This window comes from Halorarum sp. SLYT50 (assembly GCF_059821265.1).
The window spans coordinates 437,125-457,902 of record NZ_CM187555.1 but is presented as its reverse complement, the minus strand read 5'-3'; the positions used below and the strand labels follow the sequence as shown (position 1 = coordinate 457,902).

20 protein-coding genes and 2 pseudogenes are annotated in these 20,778 nt (G+C 66.0%); 4 read left to right on the top strand and 18 right to left on the bottom strand.

What is annotated here, in order from left to right:
- The first annotated feature begins 28 nt into the window (after window positions 1-28).
- On the top strand, window positions 29-997 hold the full coding sequence (locus AC6RUA_RS02335; RefSeq protein WP_499814347.1) for a DUF8606 domain-containing protein: 969 nt from the start codon (window positions 29-31) through the stop codon (window positions 995-997).
- 167 nt (window positions 998-1,164) lie between these two features.
- Here the strand turns inward: AC6RUA_RS02335 and AC6RUA_RS02330 are convergent, their stop codons facing one another.
- The 6 genes from AC6RUA_RS02330 to AC6RUA_RS02305 form a co-directional block, all read right to left on the bottom strand.
- Complete coding sequence (locus AC6RUA_RS02330; protein ID WP_499814346.1) at window positions 1,165-1,758, bottom strand: SRPBCC family protein; 594 nt, start codon at window positions 1,756-1,758, stop codon at window positions 1,165-1,167.
- A gap of 572 nt (window positions 1,759-2,330) precedes the next feature.
- Entirely contained in the window at window positions 2,331-2,687 is a 357-nt protein-coding gene (locus tag AC6RUA_RS02325) for a hypothetical protein (RefSeq protein WP_499814345.1), read from the bottom strand.
- Between the two features lie 96 nt (window positions 2,688-2,783).
- On the bottom strand, window positions 2,784-3,404 hold the full coding sequence (locus AC6RUA_RS02320) for a hypothetical protein (protein ID WP_499814344.1): 621 nt from the start codon (window positions 3,402-3,404) through the stop codon (window positions 2,784-2,786).
- Between the two features lie 53 nt (window positions 3,405-3,457).
- A complete protein-coding gene (locus AC6RUA_RS02315; protein ID WP_499814343.1) occupies window positions 3,458-4,546 on the bottom strand; it encodes a tyrosine-type recombinase/integrase in 1,089 nt (362 codons plus the stop codon).
- Complete coding sequence (locus tag AC6RUA_RS02310; protein WP_499814342.1) at window positions 4,543-5,175, bottom strand: hypothetical protein; 633 nt, start codon at window positions 5,173-5,175, stop codon at window positions 4,543-4,545. The genes AC6RUA_RS02315 and AC6RUA_RS02310 overlap by 4 nt, the downstream gene beginning before the upstream one ends.
- A gap of 353 nt (window positions 5,176-5,528) precedes the next feature.
- Window positions 5,529-6,026, bottom strand: a complete 498-nt coding sequence (locus AC6RUA_RS02305) for a GNAT family N-acetyltransferase (RefSeq protein ID WP_499814341.1) — start codon at window positions 6,024-6,026, stop codon at window positions 5,529-5,531.
- A 244-nt stretch (window positions 6,027-6,270) separates the two neighbouring features.
- Here AC6RUA_RS02305 and AC6RUA_RS02300 point away from each other — a divergent pair, with 244 nt between their 5' ends.
- Entirely contained in the window at window positions 6,271-6,705 is a 435-nt protein-coding gene (locus AC6RUA_RS02300) for an archease (protein WP_499814340.1), read from the top strand.
- 57 nt (window positions 6,706-6,762) lie between these two features.
- Here the strand turns inward: AC6RUA_RS02300 and AC6RUA_RS02295 are convergent, their stop codons facing one another.
- The 11 genes and pseudogenes from AC6RUA_RS02295 to AC6RUA_RS02245 all read right to left on the bottom strand — a co-directional run bounded on the left by AC6RUA_RS02295 (window position 6,763) and on the right by AC6RUA_RS02245 (window position 17,780).
- Entirely contained in the window at window positions 6,763-7,029 is a 267-nt protein-coding gene (locus AC6RUA_RS02295) for an elongation factor 1-beta (protein WP_499814339.1), read from the bottom strand.
- A 2-nt stretch (window positions 7,030-7,031) separates the two neighbouring features.
- Entirely contained in the window at window positions 7,032-7,211 is a 180-nt protein-coding gene (locus AC6RUA_RS02290) for an HVO_2753 family zinc finger protein (protein ID WP_499814338.1), read from the bottom strand.
- Window positions 7,212-7,322: 111 nt separating this feature from the next.
- Window positions 7,323-8,541, bottom strand: a pseudogene (locus AC6RUA_RS02285) (tripartite tricarboxylate transporter permease).
- 161 nt (window positions 8,542-8,702) lie between these two features.
- Window positions 8,703-10,805: an ABC transporter substrate-binding protein gene (locus tag AC6RUA_RS02280; protein ID WP_499814337.1), complete on the bottom strand. Its 2,103-nt coding sequence runs from the start codon at window positions 10,803-10,805 to the stop codon at window positions 8,703-8,705.
- A 180-nt stretch (window positions 10,806-10,985) separates the two neighbouring features.
- Window positions 10,986-12,146 (bottom strand): N-methyl-L-tryptophan oxidase, encoded by a 1,161-nt coding sequence (solA, locus tag AC6RUA_RS02275; RefSeq protein ID WP_499814336.1) that lies wholly within the window; start codon window positions 12,144-12,146, stop codon window positions 10,986-10,988.
- A 201-nt stretch (window positions 12,147-12,347) separates the two neighbouring features.
- Window positions 12,348-12,699 (bottom strand): annotated as a pseudogene (rpl12p, locus tag AC6RUA_RS02270) (50S ribosomal protein P1).
- A 21-nt stretch (window positions 12,700-12,720) separates the two neighbouring features.
- Window positions 12,721-13,773: a 50S ribosomal protein L10 gene (locus tag AC6RUA_RS02265; RefSeq protein ID WP_499814335.1), complete on the bottom strand. Its 1,053-nt coding sequence runs from the start codon at window positions 13,771-13,773 to the stop codon at window positions 12,721-12,723.
- Entirely contained in the window at window positions 13,773-14,411 is a 639-nt protein-coding gene (locus tag AC6RUA_RS02260; protein ID WP_499814334.1) for a 50S ribosomal protein L1, read from the bottom strand. The genes AC6RUA_RS02265 and AC6RUA_RS02260 overlap by 1 nt, the downstream gene beginning before the upstream one ends.
- A 458-nt stretch (window positions 14,412-14,869) precedes the next feature.
- Window positions 14,870-15,955: a metal ABC transporter permease gene (locus tag AC6RUA_RS02255; RefSeq protein WP_499814333.1), complete on the bottom strand. Its 1,086-nt coding sequence runs from the start codon at window positions 15,953-15,955 to the stop codon at window positions 14,870-14,872.
- Window positions 15,952-16,776, bottom strand: a complete 825-nt coding sequence (locus tag AC6RUA_RS02250) for a metal ABC transporter ATP-binding protein (protein ID WP_499814332.1) — start codon at window positions 16,774-16,776, stop codon at window positions 15,952-15,954. Before AC6RUA_RS02250 ends, AC6RUA_RS02255 begins: the two co-directional genes overlap by 4 nt.
- On the bottom strand, window positions 16,773-17,780 hold the full coding sequence (locus AC6RUA_RS02245; RefSeq protein ID WP_499814331.1) for a metal ABC transporter substrate-binding protein: 1,008 nt from the start codon (window positions 17,778-17,780) through the stop codon (window positions 16,773-16,775). The genes AC6RUA_RS02250 and AC6RUA_RS02245 overlap by 4 nt, the downstream gene beginning before the upstream one ends.
- A 738-nt stretch (window positions 17,781-18,518) precedes the next feature.
- On the opposite strand from AC6RUA_RS02245, the gene AC6RUA_RS02240 reads away from it, so the two are divergent.
- Window positions 18,519-19,373 carry a fructosamine kinase family protein gene (locus AC6RUA_RS02240; RefSeq protein WP_499814330.1) on the top strand — a complete coding sequence of 285 codons (855 nt, stop codon included), beginning with the start codon at window positions 18,519-18,521 and terminating at the stop codon, window positions 19,371-19,373.
- A gap of 48 nt (window positions 19,374-19,421) precedes the next feature.
- Entirely contained in the window at window positions 19,422-20,147 is a 726-nt protein-coding gene (locus tag AC6RUA_RS02235) for a hypothetical protein (RefSeq protein WP_499814329.1), read from the top strand.
- Window positions 20,148-20,191: 44 nt separating this feature from the next.
- Here AC6RUA_RS02235 and AC6RUA_RS02230 read toward each other — a convergent pair whose 3' ends face one another.
- Window positions 20,192-20,683: a 50S ribosomal protein L11 gene (locus tag AC6RUA_RS02230; RefSeq protein WP_499814328.1), complete on the bottom strand. Its 492-nt coding sequence runs from the start codon at window positions 20,681-20,683 to the stop codon at window positions 20,192-20,194.
- Window positions 20,684-20,778: the final 95 nt, after the last annotated feature.

Here is a 20,778-nt window from a genome sequence, read left to right as displayed (position 1 = left end):
CGAGCGTCTCCTCGTCGAGGATCCGGGCATGCTCGGGCGCAATCTCCTCATCGTCGGTCAACAGGTACGGACAGCCAGCGGAAAGCGGCTCGACCTCCTCGGTATCGACGTCGACGGAAACCTCCACATCATCGAGCTCAAACGGGATCGAACGCCGAGAGACGTCGTCGCCCAAGCCCTCGACTACGCGTCGTGGGTCCGGGGTCTCGACTACGAGGACGTCGTCGACATCTACGACGAACTCGGTACGGACGACGAACTCGAGGTGGCGTACAGCGAGAAGTTCGACTCTGCACGGCCCGAAGGAAAGTCAGGCGTTCCCGAGGACATCAACCAGTCGCACAGCCTCACCATCGTCGCGTCGGAACTCGACGCCGGGACTGAGCGGATCATCGAGTACCTGGCCGAGGAGTACAGCGTTCCGGTGAACGCCGTTCGGTTCAACTACTACGAGGACGGCGGTCGGGAGTATATCGGACGAACGTGGCTCATCGACCCTCAGGAGACGGTAGGGTCGCCGAGCAAACGCGAGTCGTGGAACGGACGAGATTACTACGTCTCGTTCGGGCAGGGAGTGCATCGCGACTGGGAGGACGCACGCAAGTACGGATTCATCAGCGGGGGCCAGGGGGAGTGGTACAGCCGGACGCTCGGTCAACTCGACGTTGACGATCGAGTGTTCGTCCACCTACCCGGGGAGGGCTACGTCGGGGTCGGTACCGTAACGGCGGAGAAGACTCCCGTCACCGAGTTCCGAGTCGACGACGAGGGTGAAGAGCGACCGATCTTGGATGTCGACCTACAGACCGAGGCGATGGACGACAACGTCGCTGACCCAGAACTGCGCGAGTACCTTGTCCGTGTAGACTGGACGGAGACGCTCCCTCTCTCGGAGGCGTACTGGGAATCGGGGATGTACGCGAATCAGAACACCGTGACGAAGCTCCGGAATCAGTTCACCTTGGACCGGCTCTACGAGACGTTCGATGTCGAATAGGTCGACTGGATTGCACTCCGGTGGCCTCGTTGAAACTCTCGATAAGTGATTGGGTTCGGGAGTGGTGCTGAATACACCAGAGCGTATGGAGCACGTGTGGCTAGCGAGCTTCTGAACTGTCGCCAGAAGACATACGAGAAGACTCAATTCGAAGCTCGCGATCCTCGTTAGACCGCTGACTCGATCAGGTTCTCGATGGTCCGACCGGTTCGTTCCATCTCGCTCTGAATCAGCGCTTCGTCGACCGAAGCTGGAACGGTGGCGCTCCGGGTGACCCTCGTTTGCGATGGACTCACTTCCTCGAACGTGACCCGCCCGGACATCTCGAATCCTCCTTCTTTGATGACCGTACCCATCACTTCGTTGGACTCGTACTCCACGATCTCCATCGTTCCCTCGACGGGGTCCTTGTAGCGAGTATTACGCCGTCGAAAGACGGTCCCAACGCCAATCGGGCCATCGGTCTCCTGTTCCAGTTCGATATTCGGATCCCAGCGTGGGTGATTCTTGGCGTGGTTTTCTGCAATAAACGAGAACACGTCCGATACCGATCGGTCGATCACCTGGGAGAATTCGACGGTTACAACGTCCTCTTCGCCGCGACTCGGATGGGATGCCATTTTATCATCAGTGGTAAATAACGCCTCGAAGGAGGATAAGGGTAGTTGCCCGTGTGAAACTCCTGATGTCCCCGAATCCTCAGTTGCTGAATTGACCTCTGTATTTAGCACGCAATTCCTGTCAGATATTGTTGTTATCATAGAGTCCTTCGTTCCCATCGTGTCTGGTGGCAGAGGGGCTTACTCTCACGATCTCGTCGCTCATCCCATCCGTTCGAGCGCGTCGCACCGGACTGGAATAAGAGCAAGACGAGCTCGTCGGCATCGCATACCGGGAACGGAACTCACGACCTACCCCAATGATGACCCCGCCCTGACACCAGCCCGAGCTGAGCGATTACCGATCGGGTTTCTTCGGCCAATCGACCGTTGGACACCAACTCGAGTTGTTTCGAGCACCTCCCGATTTCCCTCTTTTACTATTAATAGGGAAACGTCGGGTCGTCCGAACTAATTCGCAACAGCGTCGGAGAGTTCCGGGAATGGCCCGCGACCATCCAAGCTGTCTGTCGCTGGTGGCAGGGAGACGAGAGCGACAACTTCACCGACTGGAACTGATTCTCGAGTCCCGCCGCCCTTTCGCTGCGACCAACTCTTTCTTCACCGCCACGAGACGACTCCACTTCGGTGGACCTACATTGAAGTATCCACTGTCCTCCTCTGCCACCAATACCGATCAAGAGAGCGTCTGAGCTACCGTCTCTTCGAACACGTTATTCCCGCTGTCGTGTCGTCGCTGAGCGGTCGGTTCCGCTGACCTCGCTGTTTCTGAGGTCTTGGAGCGTTCGACCCTCAAATCCAGGGTGACACCAGTACTTGTACCCGTTCAGCGATCGTGACTCGTCACGGCCCACCAGTTCGTGTAGAAGTTGTTTCGCGATCCCGGTGAACGAGTAGGTCTCTCCGTCCCAGTCCCACGTGACGTTGTTCGCTCGTCCCGTGTCTCCGGTGACCGTCGCCGACCAGAATCCCTCCTCAGGTTCGATGTGCCACTCCGAGTCCGGTGGTTTCCGGTTCTCGTTGAACACGACCGCGTCGCCTTCTCTGAGGACGTCGCGGTCGAGAAGCACCTTGATCGCCGCGGGTCGTCGGCTGCCTGTCTTCTGTTGTTCTTGTTTCTCACGCCGCCTCGTCATGTACTCCTCGGCCTCCGTGACCGGGATTACCTATTGACTGTTCAGGAGGAGCCGTCCCTCGTGCTCGTGGGCGCGGACTCGAACGCAGGTCACGTCGAGACTGTACTCCTCGAGGAGCCACATGACGGGTGCCGTCACCTCGATCCCGAAGTCCCCTGCCACCAGAAGGATTCGAGGCTGATCGTCGAGGTCGAACTCCGCCCATCCCTCATCAGTCGTGACGACGTCTTCGACACGGTCACTGAGGAACTCGACGAACTTCTCTCCGACATCCTCAGACGTGAGTGACTCGCCGTCTCGTCGATTCCAGAAGTCACGATACTCTTTCTGGATGTCTTCGGCGGTGAGCGTCGAACAGTACGCCGCGTACTTGATCGCTTGGAGGTCGGTCGTCTCGTCCGCTCGGTCGCGCTTCAACTCAACGACGACGAGCTTCCCGTCCTTGTCGAGCGCGAGGATATCGAGTCGGTCGCGGGTCTGTTCGAAGTTCGAGTACTGGTTCGAGATAATCAACATGTCCTCGCCCAACACTCTTGGTTCCCGTATCGCCCACTCCTCGAAGTCCCGTTGCTCAAGAACGTCAAGGTCGACGAATGCCTCTTCAGCGAGATGTTGGAGGTCACCGGAGTCACGGTCGACAGAGAAAATCATAGTCTCGATGGCAGTGCCTCGGTGATAAGCGTTTGTCAGGATGGGGATCGAGGCTATATCCCGATCGCGGGGATCGCTTTCTCGTACTCCTCTCGAACGTGGTCCTCGCCGTATCGCGTGTAGAGTGCTATCATATCGCCCTCAGCGTCACCTCGAAGCATCGCGATGATGTCCCGGGGACAGTTGTTCCAGTTCAGCCACGAGGTGAAACAGCGCCGTGCGTCGTGGGGAGTGAGCTCGCTGATCTTCTCGGCGAGCTCGGGATCTGTCTGTTTGAGTGCAGTCCTCGCACGGTCAGTCGCCTTGTTCCACCATCGAGAGATGGTCATGGCAGTCAGTTGCCCTCCGGTGCGGTCGGTGAACAGCCAGCCATCATCACTTCCGTTCGATTGTGCTACCACAGTCGCCCGGGTTTCGAGCCACGATTCAATCGCTGAAACGGTCTCGTCATCAATCAGTTTCTGGTCGGCGGCGTCTTTCCGGAGGCGTTCGTCCCCGACTCCCTTCGGCGAGCGGTTGTAGACCTTCTTCGCGTTCAGATCCACGTCGTCGGTTTTTAGATAGACGAGTTCTTTTCGGCGGAGACCTGTCTTTGCGGCGAGCATGAGGAGCGCATACATACGCGGGTTCCGATTGTACTTGATGAACGAAAGGTACTCGTGCGGTTCAAGTACCGTTCCTTTGTTTTGACCGGCACGGCGGAGCTGAGAGCTGTGATCCCGTTTGAACTGATCGATTCCCGGTTGTACGACGTTCTCCTCCGGCCCCCACACTTGATCTCCCATCCAGTCGAAGAGCTGTTTGATGCGTCGAAGGTAGGTTACCATGGTATTCGGGGTGACCCCATCGCTCCCGTTCCAGTTGTTGGCGAAGTCAAGCACGTCGGTGGTCGTAGTGTCACAGAGAGGTTCGTCGTCTGTGTATCCCTGGAAGTACCTGACAGCGCATCTAGAGGATCGTTCAGTCGACTCGGCGAACTGTCTCGCCTCGAAGAACCCCTCGACGATATCCTCGTTCGAGGGTGCATCGGGTTTGGTCGCTTCTTCGCGAAGCTGACCGATCTCTTCGTCGCGAGCCTCGAGTTGCTTCTGCAGACCGTTGATCGTCTCGATCAGCCCGGAGATGTCATCGTCGGCGCTCATCGGTCACCATTCAACGTCTGGATGTCCCCAGATGCAAGCCCAACCGCCTCGCAGTATGCCCCAAACGCACTCTGGATGGACGCCTTTGCTTTCTCGCCGTACTCATCGAGGATGACGCGTTCGCCCGCATGAGGCTGTGAGAGATACTTTGCGTACTCGACGACAGTCCCGTATTCAAGGCCAGTCTCCTCGGTCACTTCGTAGAGGTCGACGTAATTCATCGACCTCCGCCCCTGATACTCGGTGCGACAGAGCACCTGGAGGATGCGAGCCTCAATCCGATGAACACGTTCGGCGGCGTCAAGGTGACCGTCAGTTTGACGGCGCTTGTCGAGTTCCTGTTCAAGTCGCTCTGTCTTCAGCCGGTAGTCGACAACCTTCTCCTCCAGTTCCTCAATGCGCTTTCGGTCCTCGGGGCTGATCGCGTCGAGTTCGTTCTTCCAGGCGTCCTTACCGAGGCTGAGCAATTCACCAACTCCCTGAGACCATTGAGGTTTGTCCGCCCCTTGGACGAGTCCCATCTCGTGTTTGATGAATTCTGCCATCTCGCTCTTCGTCGGTCGATTGTCGCCGGGCTGTCCGAAGTACAGACGGATCATTCGGTCGGATGGGTTCGTGTTCGACCCCATGTCTGTCCATAGACCTATTCGTATTTGAACCTATCTATAATCAGAAGTATGTCGCCCGGGACACTAACGAGCCGGCGTCATCCCGTGGCGGCGTGCCGCGTCGGCCGGGAAACCCTCGTGCCGGGCGGGTGGCGCTCGGCGCCACCAGTGGCCGCGGATGCGGTCCGCGGCGGCCGGTCGCCGTGCGGCGACGGTGTCGCGCGCGTGGGTTCTCCGCGCCGTCATCGCACCCGAACGGGTCTACTGGGGCGGGGACTTGGTGCGCGCACCACCCGTACGCGGGCGACCCACAAACGACTGTCGGCTCCGTCCGGCGCAGTCGACCCCGAACCGCCGAGCGAGGGTCGACAGGCTCAGCGCAGGAGGCCAGAGAGCCGTTCGGTCAGCCCGCCGGTGCTCCCGAGTTTGAGGTAGTAGGCGTCGCCGCCGTCCTCGTAGTAGTTGCCGATGTGGCGCTGTACCTCGAAGCCGAGGTGGTCGTAGAACGCCAGTGCCGACTCGTTCGTCGTCCGGGCGTGGCAGGTGACGCTCCGGTTGTCGTCGGCCACCTCAGCGACCAGCCGCTCGCCGTACCCTCGCCCGCGCGCCTCCGGTGCGACGGCGAGAAAGAGGATGTAGCCGTCCCGGCGGGCGGACGCGAACCCGGCCAGGTCGGCCCGGTCGTGGTCCGCTCTTCCCGGAGACTCGTACAGCAGGTGCGTCGTCGACCGGCGGTAGGCGTCCTCGAAGAAGCCGCGTCGCTGCTTCAACACGCCCTCCGCCTCTCGGATGCGCTCTTTCAGCGCCCAAGCGTCCCCTACGTGGGTGGCGTCCCCCGGGCCGTCCACGCGCTTTTGAAGGTTGACGCTCACTAGCACCCGGTAGTATGCTCTGGAATATAACTCCACCGTCGATTCGCCCGCTTGTGGGCTGTTTCGACCCGTAGAACTGTTTATACTGTTGATACGTATCGACGCGTATTCGGCCGCTCCCCGAGCGATACGCCCGTCGGGAGCCGGCGTCTGGACGCCCGCTCACACCTAGGAACCCGCGGCCGTCGCGTCGTGCGAGAGGGTCAACGGAACACTGTTGCCCGGACGAGTCCTACTCGGACCCGTGTCCGACCAGAGCGGCCGCTTCCGGCTCAGGGACCACACGGCAGACGTCGCCGTCGAGGCGACCGGGCCGACCCTCGGCGCGACGTTCGCGGCGGTGGCCGACGGGCTCGCGGCGGCCATGTGCGACGAGGTGCCGGCGACCGGCGACCGCTTCGAGGTGACCGTCACCGCGGAGCGCCTCGAGGCGGCGCTGTTCGACTACCTCGACTCGCTCATCTACGAGCGGGACGTCCGCGGCGTACTCCCCGTCGCGAACGAGGCGACGGTCACCGGCCCGAGCGACGCCGACGCCGCGTGGACCGTCGAGGCGAGCGCGCGGGGCGTCCCGCTCTCTGCGGTGACCGCGCGGGAGGTGAAAGCCGTCACGTACTCGGAGATGCGCGTCGAACGGGTCGACGACGGCTGGACGGCGTACGTGGTCTTCGACGTGTAGTGGGACACGGCGCTGTGCGACGGGAGAACGGAGAACGGAGTCGACCGCGCCCGGCGTTCAGATGCGGCCGACGTTCTCGACGGCGACCGACTCGACGCCCTCGACCCCGGAGAACGCCTCTTCCACGGCCTCCGTGCCGCCCGCGTCGTCCGGGACGACCACGGTCGGCAGGAGCGCGACCAGACCGAACGCCACGTCGTCCCGTTCGACGCCGCGTATCTCGGCCCCCTCCGGGAGCGACGCCTCGAGCTTCTCCTGGAGTTCGTCGAGGTCGATCTCGGGGTCGTTCGGCATGACCTTCATCTTGGCTGCGACCTTCCCCATCGCTACGGCCCCCTGAACCCGCAGTCGGGGCACTCGTAGAGGTTGCTCTGCTTTCGACACTTGGCGCAGCGACTGATCTGCGTCCCGCACTCGGGACAGTCGAACGTCGCCGCACTCATTCCCGCGACGTTGATGCCGCAGGACACGCAGCGCCGCTGCGACTGCTGCTCGGCCTCGCTCATACCTACACGGACCGGCGCGCGGCTTTTAACGGTTGTCTTTCCGACGGCCGCCACCCGGTCGGTGCGGTCCGTTCTCCCGTCCGTCGGGCCGACCGGGTGCGTCCGCTCGGCTCACAGTCCCAGCGCGATGGGACCGAGCAGGACGCCCATCAGGTGGACCCGGCGGCAGCCGATTCGCGGGGGAACGAGTCCGATCGTCGCGGCCGCGAACAGCACGAGGACTCCGAGCGCGCCGGCGAACGCCCACGAGAGCGCGAGCAGGCCCGCGAGCACGCCGCCCACCAGTCTCCGGTGGTCGAGTCGGCCGACGACCCGGAGCGTCGCGTCGCCGACCACCAGCACGGCCGCGACGCCGACGGCCGCCGCGAGTACGGTCACCGCGAGCAGGGTCGACAGCGCGGCCGGCACGCCCACGTCGGCCATCGCCACGAGCACGCCCGACCGCGGCTCGTCGAGGACGGCGAACGCGAACAGCGCGAACACGGCCGTCGCCGAGTTCGCGCCGCTCGTCGCCACGACGTACTCGCGGTCGGGGTCCCCACCGGGCGTCGCCGGCAGCGCGAGCACCGACGCGACGCCCGCGGAGACGCCCGGCAGGTAGCCGACCGCCGCTCCCGCCCCGGCACCGGCGGCGGCCGCCGCGCCCGCGCCCCTCCGCGACAGGACGACGCGCGGGTCGTCCTGCGGGGGGACGCCGCCGCCGTCGAGCGCGTCGACGAGGACCGGCACGCCGAACAGGCCGGCGAAATCGGCGTCAACACACCCCCACCCCGAGCGGCGAGCGCGGCGCGGCGTCGAGGACCGCCGCCCAGCGCCGCAGAGAGACAGACGCGACCGCACCGCCGAGACGCGCCGGCCACGTCCGCTCGGTCGCGACGAGGAGGACCGCGACCCCGAGCAGCACGACCGGGAGCCACCCCCGGAGCGTCGGGTACGCCCGCTCCATCGCCGCGGTGAGCGGCACCGCGACCGGGAGCGCGAGCGCGACGGCGACGCCGCTCCCGAGCGCCGAGAGCCGGAGCGCCTCCCGTCCCCGTCCCGCGACCACGAGTCGGTGGCCCGGGAGCGCGCCGGCGGCCATCGCGGCGTCCGGCACGCCGAGCGCGAGCGCCGGCACCACGTCGAGGAACGTGTGGACGACGCCCGCGGCGAGCATCGCACAGCCCAGCGGGAGCGGCGGCGCGTCGAGCGCCGGCGCGGCGGCCGCGAGCAGGAGCGCGAAGTTGTTCGCGTGCAGGCCGGGGAACAGACCGCTGACGCAACCCAGCGCGCAGCCCGCGAGCGCGAACGTGACCGGCGACAGCACGGCGTCGACCGCTGGCGAGACCATCGCGTCGGGGTGGGCTCGTTCTCGGCGTTAAACGTTCGCGCCGGCGGGGCGTCCCGGCCGACCGTGGACTGGCGGGTACAGGTGTGTCCCCGGTGGCGTCGTGACTCGGACGGAGCCGGGCCGCGAAAAAGCGGAGTCGGTCGGACGGTGGCGGGGTCGAGCTACTCGCTCTGGTTCTGGTGGACCTGCATGACCTCGGTCGTGAGGTAGGTGTAGCCCGGGTCGGGGATGTTCCGGAGGAATCCCGTCCAGTCGGCGGAGTTGACGGGCCACTTGACCACCTCGTAGGCGTCGACCATCGTCGGGAAGTCGAGGTAGATGCGCTCGACCGCCTGCCGCGAGAGGTTGTTGCGCTCCTCGGGGTCCAGCGTCGTCCGCGCCTGCGAGATGAGGTCGTCCGCGGTGGCGTCCTCGAACAGTCCGTACCCCATCGGGTTGTTCAGCGACACCTCCGTGTTGTTCTCCTCGTCGTCGGACTCGGCCACCGAGTGGTCGTCGGCGTTGTCGCTGTGGAACAGCCCGTACAGCGTTCCCGTCGCGAACGGCGAGAGGCCGACCCACCCCATGGGGAACATGTCGAAGTCCTCCTGAGAGTACACCCGCGTCAGCATCGTGTTGAACGACATCACCTGTCGCTCGACCGGAATCCCGATGCTGTGGAGCGCGCCGATGTACGTCTCTATCATCTTCGCGGTCTGGGGACTGTCCTTCGCCGGGTAGACGAAGTGGATGAGCGGCCCGCCGTTGAGTTCGGTGATGGTCTCGCCGTTGACCCGAAGCTCCTGGTCGGGGTCCTGGTCGGACTGCCGGAGGATGGCCGACTGGACCGGGCCGAACGAGTACTCGTGTTTCGGCTCGGTCTGACTCGCCGTCACGCCCGTCAGGCTCCCCGGGTACTCCTGGCCCAGGAACGTCCCGCTCTCGCCGGTTATCATCCCGCCCTCGGTCAGGAACTGCCGAATCCCCTCCACGTCGGGGACGCTCGGCGACGACTCCCGGAAGTGGAACGCCTGCGTCGCCGGGTCGGTGAGTAACTCGGCGTCGGTGCCCGTCTCGGGCCGGACCGCCGTGTACCCCGGCGGCATCACGAAGTCACCCTCCTGCGCGTAGCCGCGCTGGAGCTGTTCGATCCAGTAGACGTCGTCGTACGCGAAGCCGAGCGCCTGCCTGAACGTCAGGTCGTCCAGCGGCGTCCGTCGGAGGTTGAACGAGATGTGTCCGTACCCGGTGTCGAACCCGTCGACGAGTTCGATTCCCTCCGTGTTCTGCGCCTCTTCGATGCGTGAGGTCCGGATACTGCCGTACAGCGTGTCGATGTCGCCCTCGAAGAGCGCCTGGTTGAGCGCGGACGTGCTCGAGTACACCATGACGCGGAAGGCGTCGATGAACGGCCCGCCGGCGACGAGTCCCTGCACGTCGCCCATCCAGTCCAGGTCACCGAGCACGTACTCGCCTTGACGCTCGGCGAACGATATCTCGATGGACGTGTCGGGTTCGTACCGCGTGATGACACCCGGTCCGAGACCGACGGGACCGTCGTTCTCGTACGGCTGGTACGTGTTGAAGTCCGAGACGCCTTCCCACTGGAACTTCGGCAGAATGGGGAGGTCGAGCTGGGTCGACGCGTACGTCCCGATGGGCTTGTCCATGTGCATCACGGCGTCCCAGTCGTCCCGGTCCGACGTCTCGACGGACGTGATGGGGTTCAGGTCGGCGGCGTACGCGCCCGGCATCTGCTCGAGCAGGTAGTTGTACGACCAGACCACCTGCTCGACGGTGAGTTCTTCCCCGTTGTTCCACGTCACGCCTTCGCGGACGTTGAAGAAGATGTCCACGTTCGGCTGGTCGTTCTCGTCGTCGCTCCCGTCTTCCACCTCCTCGGAGGTCCAGTCGGTGAAGACGTTCGGGTGGACTCCGAAGTTGACCGGGTCGACTCGCGTCCCACCCTCGTAGATGAGGTTGAGGATGACGCCCGAGTACGCCGAGTTGGTCGCGAGTACGTTGACGGAGTCGGGAGCCGTCCCCATTCCGAAGGTGAAGACGCCCCCGGTCGGGATGTTGCTCGTGTCTTCCGGTGCGTCCGTCGGCGTCTTGTCTTCCGTCGGCGTGTCGCCGCCGGCCGATGTCGTTTCCGCCCCGCCAGTCGTCTCCGCTCCGCCCGAGTCACTCTGATTCGAACAGCCAGCGAGGCCGAGCGACACCGCGGCGACGCCCGTTCCCTTGAGGAACCGGCGACGCCCTGAGTCGGTTTCTGTGTCCGGCATCAGCACAGTGTTAACGTACCCCAATATAAGGCTAGGGGGACCGTTCTATTCGTCGACGTTCCGACCGCCGCGGGTCACATTCGGAGTCTTCCTCGACGCTCTATTGCGTTTTCAGTCATATTTTCGCCGATATTCGTGTTGGATATGAATCACGCACGTACATACATCGGCTCGGCGACGTCACTCGTCGTCCACGAACAGACGGCGGACGTGGTGGAGGTCGATTCGCTCGTCGGTGTCACCGTCCGCGACGAAGTCGGCGAGCACCTCCCCCACGACGGAGGTGAACTTGAACCCGTGACCGGTGAACCCGGCGGCGACGTGGACGCCGTCGTACTCGGGGTGCGGACCGAGGAGGAAGTGGCGGTCGGACGACTCGGTCATCAGGCACGTCCGGAGGCGCAGCGTCGGCCCCGCGCCGGCCGGGAAGTACGTCTCCGCGAACTCCCGGTGGAACGCCTCGTCGCGCGGCGTCGGCTCGCGGTTCCAGCCGTCCGGGTCGACCGGGTTCGTCGAGTCGAACGGTTCGTCTGGGTTCGGTTCGCGGCCGAACTTGAACCCCGGAACGTCGTACGTCGGGAAGCCGTACCCGTACCCCTCGCGGCCCGACAGGCTGAACACGGGGAACGCGTCGGGCCGGAACGCCGCGGGCCGTTCCGGCTGGAGCCACGCCATCACCCGCCGGACGGGCGTGAGTTCGTCCGCCAGCGAGGGGAGCAGGTCGTCGCTCCACGCCCCCGCCGCGACCACCAGGTCGTCGGCGACGTAGCTCCCCTTCGTCGTCTCGACGCGGACGCCCTCGGCCGTCTCGCGCCACTCCGTGACGCGCTCGCGCGCCCGGACGGTCGCCCCCTCGGCGTGGGCCGCCTCGACGTGCGCGCTGACCGCGCGCTCGCAGTCGACGAAGCCCCCGTCCGGCTGGTACACCGCGCGGTAGTCGGCGGGCAAGTCGTACCCCGGGAACCGCTCGTTCACCTCCTCGCCCGACAGGAGTTCGTACCCCACGTCGTGCGCGTCGAGCGACGCGCGCGCGTCGGGGACGATGTCGGCGCCCGGGTGGCCGGCGTGGACCGACCCGGTGGTGGTGAGGAGGCTGCGGCCGGTGACGGCTTCGAGTTCGCGCCAGTTCTCGAAGGCGGCCCGCGCAAGCGGGACGTAGCTGGGGTCCTCCGGCTGGGTGAGCCTGACGATGCGCGTGCTCCCGTGACTCGACCCCTGGTCGTGGGGGACGTCGAACTGCTCCAGACCGAGCGTGTCTAGACCTCGCGCGGCGAGTCGGTAGACGGCGGCGCTACCCATGCCGCCGACCCCGACGACGATACAGTCGTATCGCTCTCTCATGCCTACCGGTGGTTCCGGGGGTGGTATAGTTCCCACTCACACGCGTCGCCGGGCGGACGCGTCACGGGGCGACCTCGCGGCGCCGGCGCTAGCGAGCGACGCGCCGCCCGCGGTGCGGTCGCCCCGCTGTCGGTGAGAGCGCGAAAGAAACGTCGATTCGGAGAGTCGGCGGACCGCGCGACTCCGACGGCGGTCGCCGGTTCAGCCGAAGAGGTCGCCGAGACCCTCGCCGGAGGGCTCCTCGTCCTCGTCTTCCTCTCCGCGGCGGCCTCCTCCTCGGCGGCCTCCTCTCCTCGTCCTCGTCGGCCGACTCGTCGTCGCCCGCGGCGCCGCCGGCGCCGCCGGCGCCGCCGGCCGCACCGCCCGCGGCGGGTGCCGCGGCGGCCGTCTCGATGGCCTCCTCGATGTCGACGTCCTCGAGCGCGGCGACGAGCGCCTTGACGCGGGACTCCTCGACGTCGACGCCGGCCGCCTCGAGCACGGCCGTCACGTTGTCTTCGTTGATCTCTTCGCCCGTCTCGTTCAGGATGAGTGCAGCGTAAACGTATTCCATTGGTGTACAGTCGAATTCTGGTTATCCGAACATCGCGCCCAGACCTTCCGCGCCGTCGTCCTCGTCGTCGTCGTCATCGTCGTCGGCGGCGTCGGCCTCAGCCTCGGCTTCCTCGTCTCCTTCGTCGCCCTGTTCGTCCGGCTCCGCCTCGGACTCCGCCGCCGGTTCGGGCGCGGCGGCGCCGCGGAGTTCCTCGGGGAGTGCCTCCTCGTCGTCGACGGCGGCCGCGAGCGCGCGCAGTTGCGCGTCGGCCTTGCGCACGAGGTCCGGCATGAGCTCCTCGTCGGCGATGGCGGCCTGGAGACCGACCGACTTGGCCTCGCCGGCGGCCTTCGCGAGCAGCGTGCCGGCGGTGCGGTCGGTCGGGTACGCCGCGTTGACCGAGAGGTTCCGGGCGGCGGCGGCGGCCGACTGCACGTCCGCGCGGTACTCGTCCACGTCGATGGAGAGTTCGTCCGCCTCGAACAGCACGCCCTCGGAGTACACCGCCTTGAGGTCGAGTCCGACCTCCTTCGGCTCGATTCCGAGTTCGGCGAGCACGTTCGCCAGGTCGTCCGAGACGGCCTCCCCCGCCTCGAGCACCGTCGAGTCGGACATCACCTGAATCGAGCCGTCCTGGATGCGGGCGTCCGCGCCGACCTGCTGGAGTTCCCCGACGAACGGGCCGGGGTCGACGCCGGTGTCGCCCTCGGGGATGACGATGTCGTTGGGGGCGACTTCGCCGGCGTTGATGGGCGCGGGCGTCTTCGAGGCCTCGAGCTGCCTGAACAGGCCGAACGGGTTGTCGTTCGTCCCGATGAGCCCCACCTCGCCGCTGACGTACTCGACCAGTTCCTCGAGCCCGTCGTCCTCCTCGTCGAGCGCGTAGGTGACGAGCGTGTTCCGGCTCATCCGGAGTTCGGCCTCCCCGTGGAGGTCGCGCCGCATCGCCTGGAGCTGCCGGCTCGGGATGCCGGTCACGCCGACGACGCCGATGGAGGAGTACCGCCCGAGGAACTCGGCGAGCTCCTCGACCTCCTGGCGCTTCCACTCGGGGATGGTCTCGGTCTTGCGGACCTCCTCGGCGGAGCTCATCAGACCGGCACCTCCACGGACGGGCCCATCGTCGTCTTGACGTACACGCCGTCGAGGTTGAGCGGCCCCTTCTCGAGGTCCGCCTCCAGCCGACGGACGATGACGTCGATGTTGTCCGCGATCTCCTCCGCGCTCATGTCGTCCGCACCGACGCGCGTGTGGAACGTGCGCCGGTCGCGCGAGCGGAGTTGGACGGTGTTTTTCATTCGGTTGACGACTTCGACGACGTCGTCGTCGGGCTGCAGCGGCGTCGGCATCTTCCCCCGCGGGCCGAGAATCCGCCCGAGGTTGGACGCGACGTCCTGCATCATGTCGGCCTCGGCGATGAAGAAGTCCGTCTCATCGGCGAGGTCCTTCGCGGTGTCCTCGTCGTCCGCGAGGTCCGACAGGTCGCTGCCCGAGAACACGTCGTCGGCGACGTCCTCCGCGCGGAGGGCGGTCTCGCCCTCCGCGATGACGACGATGCGCGTGTCCTGGCCGGTTCCGCTCGGCAGGACCACCTCGTCGTCGACACGATTCGCCGGGTCGTTGAGGTCCAAGTCGCGTAGATTGATGGCGAGGTCCAACGTCTCCCGGAAGTTCCGCTCCGGGGCCTCGTCAAGCGCTTGGGATACAGCGTCCTCGATTGAATCTGCCATTTTTCACCTCCGTAGTACGCAGGAACTGCTCCTACGGGTCAGTGAAACAGGCGTACGCCTGTCTCACATCGGCGGACGGTCATGAGCCACTTAAGGCCTCCGAACCGACCCCGGCGAGCCACCGCCTCGCACGGCGTCGCCACCGGAACGACCGTCTCGGGTTCGGTTCCGAGACCCCGGTACGCGACTACCTACCCGGATTCACTCCTACCACCATCGGGCGGCCCTCCGGGTCCGCAAGGCCGTCAGACTCGGTACCGGAGCGCCAACTTCAGCGGTCGAAGACGACGCTGGTGGTCGACCGGCGATCGACGCTGTTCCCGCTCGATGACAATAGACTGCTTTGATATACTCCTCCGTGACCGCACTCTGGGTTCCCGTCGATAGGTTCGGTCGAGCCTCCTTGTCGCTTCGGCTGGTCTCGTTCTCCGGCGAGCCGTCGTCACTGGCCGTGATCGTCAGTCGCCTCCAGTTCCGGTTCCGACGTCTGCACCCTCAGCCTCGATACTCCCCATATCAGGCGCCTGCTGGCTGCCTCGAACGGATTGAACCTTGCCTAGCGCGACGGCGCAGACGTAGATTCCCACGGCGGTGAGGACGATGACTCCGCCGGCCGTGACACCGCCGTAATAGGCAACGCCGATCCCCAGCAACACCGCGAGTTCCGCGAGGACGACCGAAACCACCAACGACTCGGAGAAACTCCGGGACACCTGGGTCGCACCGGCCACTGGAACCACGAGCATCGCCGCGACGAGGATGACACCCATAATTTGCATCGCGCCGACGACGACCATCGCCGTCAGCATCACCATCACCCGATTGTACCAGTTGACGGAGATGCCGGAGACGGCGGCTGCCGTCTCGTCGAAGGTCACGTACAGGAGCTGGTTGCGCGTCACAGCCACCGTCCCGACGATGACGACGAACAACACCAGGAGGATAGCCGCACTCTGAGGCGACACCGTCGAGAGGTTGCCGAAGAGGAACTGGTTGACGCCGACGGCGAGCCCGCCCGCGTTGAGACTGATGAGCGTCGTCCCCAGCGCGAATCCGGTCGACAGGACGATAGCCATCGACACGTCGTTGTAGGCGTCCGTAACCTCGGAGATGAGTTCGATGAACAGCGCGGCGATCATCGCCACGACGACGGCGGTGAGGTACGGCGATACTCCGAGGTCGATGACGGCGTTCAAGAACAGGCCGACGGCCACGCCGGCGAATCCGGTGTGGGCCAGCGCGTCGCCGATGAGTGCGAGCTGCCGGTGTACGAGGAACGTCCCGATGAGCGGCGCCATCACGCCGACACAGAGCCCGACGAGTATCGCCCGGTGCATGAACCGGTAGCGCGGGTTCAGCATCTCGAGACCCGTGAAGTAGTACACCCAGTCCATCAGCCAGTACCACTGCTCTAGGAGCCACAGGAGGACACCGAAGACGAGGTCGCCGACGGCGCTCAGCCCGCTTTGCAGCGGGACCACCAGCGACGGGTCCACGACGACGAGGCCGCTCGCCACGAGCACGGCGGCCACTCCCGAGCTCATCCGTTCACCTCCGTGAGGAACCGTGCCTCGGTTCCGAACGCCCGGGCCAGCGCGTCGCTTTCGACGAACTCGTCGGTCGGGCCGTCGAAGTACACTTCCCGGTTCAGACAGACGACGCGGTCGGCGTGTTCGACGACCGCCCCGAGGTCGTGTTCGATGAGGAGGACGGTGATGCCCTCCGCGTTGAGCGCCGCCAGCAGACTGTAGAAGGCGTCGACCGACTCGGCGTCGACCCCGACGGTCGGTTCGTCCAAGACGAGCAAGTCGGCTTCGCTCGCCAGCGCCCGCGCGATGAACGCCCGCTGGCGCTGGCCGCCCGAGAGCTGCGTGACGCGCCGGTCGGCGAACGCACTCATGCCGACGGTGTCGAGGGTGTCGTCGACAATGGCCCAATCCGCCGCCGACAGCCGGCCGAACCCGACGTGCGGGAATCGGCCCATCTTCACCACCTCGCGGACGGTGATGGGCATCTCCTTGGCGGCGCTGGCGTGCTGGGCGACGTAGCCGACCCGTTCGCCGTCGTCGAAGCGGTCGGCGTGCTCGCCGAACAGGCGAGCCGTGCCCGCGTCGGGTTCGAGCAGCCCCAACATCAGCTGCATCAGCGTCGACTTCCCCGAACCGTTCGGCCCGACGACGGCGACGTACTCCCCCGGGTCGATGGTCAGCGAAACGCCCTCGACGACGGGCGTCGCCGTGTAGCCGAAAGTGACGCTCGCGAGGTCGACGACCGGGTCGCCCGCCGTGGCGTCCGGGTCCGTCTCGGTCGTCGCTCGCTCGTCCGTGGCGGCTGCCGTCGTGGGGTCGGTGTCCTGTGTGCTCATATCGGTTCGAAGTTCCGCCACTGCTCGAGCCAGTCCGCCGACGGGGCCGCGTCCTCGGGAGTCTCGGTGCCGAGGACGATCTCGAGGGTGGGGATGTTGATGTTGTAGGCGATCTCCTCGTAGCCCCAGTTCTCCTCGACCCACTCCTCGCGGACGCCGGCGTACGGCGTCATGGGAAAGTACGCCTCCACGTCCGTCTCGCGGACGAGCTGCTGGGCGGGGCGCTGGGACTCGAAGACGCCGTTGGCGATGTACCTGATGTCGTTCTCGCGGATGACCGCCGCCGCTTCGCGGATGTCCGCGGGTTTGACGTCGCCGCTCGCCGCGAGGCTCGTCACCAGCGGGCGCATCCGCACGCCGTAGCGCACCCCGATGTACTGGAAGGCGTTGTGCGCGGCCAACTGGACGATGTCACGTTCGGCCGCCTCGAAGACGGCATCGTAGTCGCTGTCGATACGCTCCAGCACCTCGGATTTGTACGTCTCGGCGTTCTCGCGGAAGGTGTCGGCGTGCTCCGGGACGACCTCGGCGAACCCGTCGGCGATGTTGTCGACGGATTCCTTTGCGCGCCGAGGATCCAGCCAGAAGTGCGGGTCCTTCCCGCGCTGAGCGCCGACGCCCTCCTCTTCACGATCGAGGGACGAGGCGAGATCCACCAGGTCGATGCCCTCCCGGGCGTTGATGAGCGCCGTGTCCACGTCGTCCCCGTTGATTGTTTGGATGGCGCGGTCGGCCCAGGGTTGGAAGTCTTCCCCGACGTGAATGAACGCGTCCGCCTCGATGATTCGTTGGGTGATACTGGCGTTGGGCTCCCAGCCGTGGCCGTGCAGTCCCGTCGGGACGAGGTTCTCCACCGTCAGCGGGGTATCGTCGGCGATCTGCCGTCCGAAGTCGAAGAAGCTGAAGAACGAGGCCACGGCGACCGGCCCGTCACTTCCGTCGTCACCGTCATTCCCGGCCTGTCCTGGTGCGCTCGGCAGTGCCGTGCACCCGGCCAAACCCACGAGCGTCGCGGCACCGCCGGCGCGTAGCGCGTCGCGTCACTGCTGGTTTGTCGTATTGTTTTAGTGACATGATTGAGTAATCGGACTCTCGAATTAGACTCGTCTAATCATTGGTTGGGGATATATATGGTATACGTTTCGGTTTATGAAATAGTGGGGTAGACGGGACGCACCACCCGGGGGGATTGCGTCGGTTCTCTCTGGCCCGGAGGGCGTCCACCGTTTGGTCTCTTTAATTACCGATTCACTACTTTTTTATTACCCCAGACATTTGAACATAACTCGACAAGGCCCGAACACGATACACTCTCACCGACCACCGCGGCGAACGCTCGCTCCGACGACGGTGACTTCGATAGCGAGCGTAACGATTCCGACGCTCAACCAGAGTACCGAGGGCTCGGTCAGCGGGTCGCGGTACGCGACACACAGGAACGACGCGACGTGGAGCACTCCGCCCCTTTCGGCAGAGCCTACAGGAGGCCGAGAAGCGACAGCAGCCCGCCGAACGGCGCTCCGCGTCCGTCTTCCGGTTCGTGCTCGAGTTTCGGAACTGACCTGCCGTTTCGAACGGGTCCACCCTCTCGGGTGCTGTTTCGTTCGGCTCCACTTGGCCACCAGCAGTGTGGGCGTTCGACGGAGGACTCGTGCGTTCGTTCCGGGAGCGACAGGGGGGCGGAGCGGGGTGCGTGTCGTGCGGACCGAACCGTCTTGTCGTCCCCGACCGACACCGCAGGTATGCTGTCGGACACCGAGGCGGTCGGCCGGGCGGTCGCGCGCGCCCTCGACGCGGAGGCGACGGCGGTCACGGACCTCGACGGGGGGATGGTCGGAGGCGTCCACCGGGTCGACCTCGCGGACGGGCGGACGGTCGCCGCCAAGACGGGCGCGACGCCGCTCACCGTCGAGGCGCGGATGCTCCGGTATCTCGGCGCGCGCGGACTCCCGGTGCCGGAGGTGCTGTACGCCTCGGACGCGCTGCTGGTCCTCTCGTTCGTGGCTGGCGGCGGACCGCTCGGCGACCGGGCGGTTCGGGACCTGGCGCGCCGCCTCGCCGCGCTCCACGACCACACCGCCGACCGATACGGCTTCCCGTTCGACACGCTCTCCGGGCCGTACCACCAGCCGAACCCGTGGACCGACTCGTGGGTCGCGTTCTTCCGAGACCACCGCCTCCTGTACGTCGCCCGCGCCGCCCGCGACGAGGGGAGCCTCCCGCCCGCGCTGTTCGACCGCGTCGAGTCGCTGTGTGCGGACCTCGACTCGCTCGTCCCCGACGGCCCGCCCGCGTCGCTGCTCCACGGCGACGTGTGGGCGAACAACCTCGTCGTGAGCGGGGACCGGGTCGCCGCGTTCCTCGACCCGGCGTGCAGCTACGGACACGCGGAGGTGGACCTCGCGTACTGCGAGTTCGTCGGCTTCGGCGACGCCTTCTTCGACGCGTACGACCGCCACCGAGGCATCGACGACGGGTTCCACGACGGCCGATGTTCGGCGTACGCGCTCTACCCCGTGCTCGAGCACGTCCGCTACTTCGACACCGACGACTACCGCGGGCGGGCCGACGCGAGGCTGGCGGACCTCGGCTACTGACCGTCGGTGGGCCGCCAGGTTTTGGGCCGTGCCGGGTCGACTGTCGACGTGGCAGTCGGTCTGTTCCCGTCACTGGTCGCCGTCGTCGCCGTCGCGGCCGTCCACGTGGCCGCCGCGCACCTCCGCGCCGCCTCGCTGCTCCCTCGCCGCCTCTGGCTGTCTGCGGCCGGCGGCGTCTCCATCGCGTACGTGTTCGTCCACGTCCTCCCGGAGCTACAGGCCGGTCAGGAGACGTTCAGCGAGGCCGGTGCCGGCGTCGTCCCGTTCCTCGAACACCACGCCTACCTCGTCGCGCTGACCGGGTTCGCCGCCTACTACGGCGTCGAGCGGTTGGCGCGCCGGACCGCCGGTGAGGGCGACGGGGACGCGGACGGTGGCGTGTTCTGGGTTCACCTCGGGTCGTTCACCGTCTACAACGGTCTCATCGGCTACTTCTTCGTCCACCGCATCGAGACAGGGATGACCGCGCTGGCGACGTTCACGGGCGCGATGGCGCTCCACGCGTTCGTCACGGACGCGGGACTCGACCGGCACTACGACGAGGCGTACCGGCGCTACGGCCGGTGGCTGCTCGCCGCGGCCCTGCTCGGCGGCTGGGCGGTCGGCGCGGTGACCGAACTCCGCGAACTGGCGGTCGCCGCGCTGTTCGCGTTCCTCGCCGGCGGTGTAGTCCTCAACGTCGTGAAGGAGGAACTCCCGGAGGAGACACGCAGCAGTTTCGCCGCGTTCGCGGCCGGCGCCGCGGGCTACGCGACGCTGTTGTTGGTGGTGTGAACGTCCAGCGGGAGCGGGAAAAACGGCCCTCGTGATCTCGACGCCTACGCCGCCGCCTCTTCCGCTCCGAGGACGTCGTCGTACTCGCCGTCGTCGACGCGCCGTTTGAACGTCCGCGCGTCCTCGCCCTCGATGGTGACGCCGAGGGTGACGCAGGTGCCGCCGACCTCCTTGGCCGCGTTGCGGGTGTCGTACGACAGCAGGTCAGAGCTCTTCTGTTCGGCGATCTTCTTCACCTGTTCGATGGAGAGGTCCGCGACGAAGTCGCTCTGCGGCTCGCCGCTCCCGGTCTCGAAGCCGGCCTCGTCCTTGACGAGCTCCGCCGTCGGCGGGACGCCCACCTCGATGTCGAACGAGCCGTCGTCCTCGTAGTCGACCGTGACGGGCACTTCCATACCGTCGAACGCGGCGGTCTCGTCGTTTATCTGTTGGACGACCGCCTGCACGTCCACCGGGGTCGGGCCGAGCTCCGGCCCGAGCGGCGGGCCGGGAGTGGCCTGTCCACCGGGGACGAGCACTTCGATGGTTCCAGCCATGATTGGAAATCCCCGTCGCGTCGTTTAAGGATTGTCTTCCGCGCCGACGGTGTGTGAACGCGGCACGTCCCCGGCTGCGGTCACTCGGAGGCCGG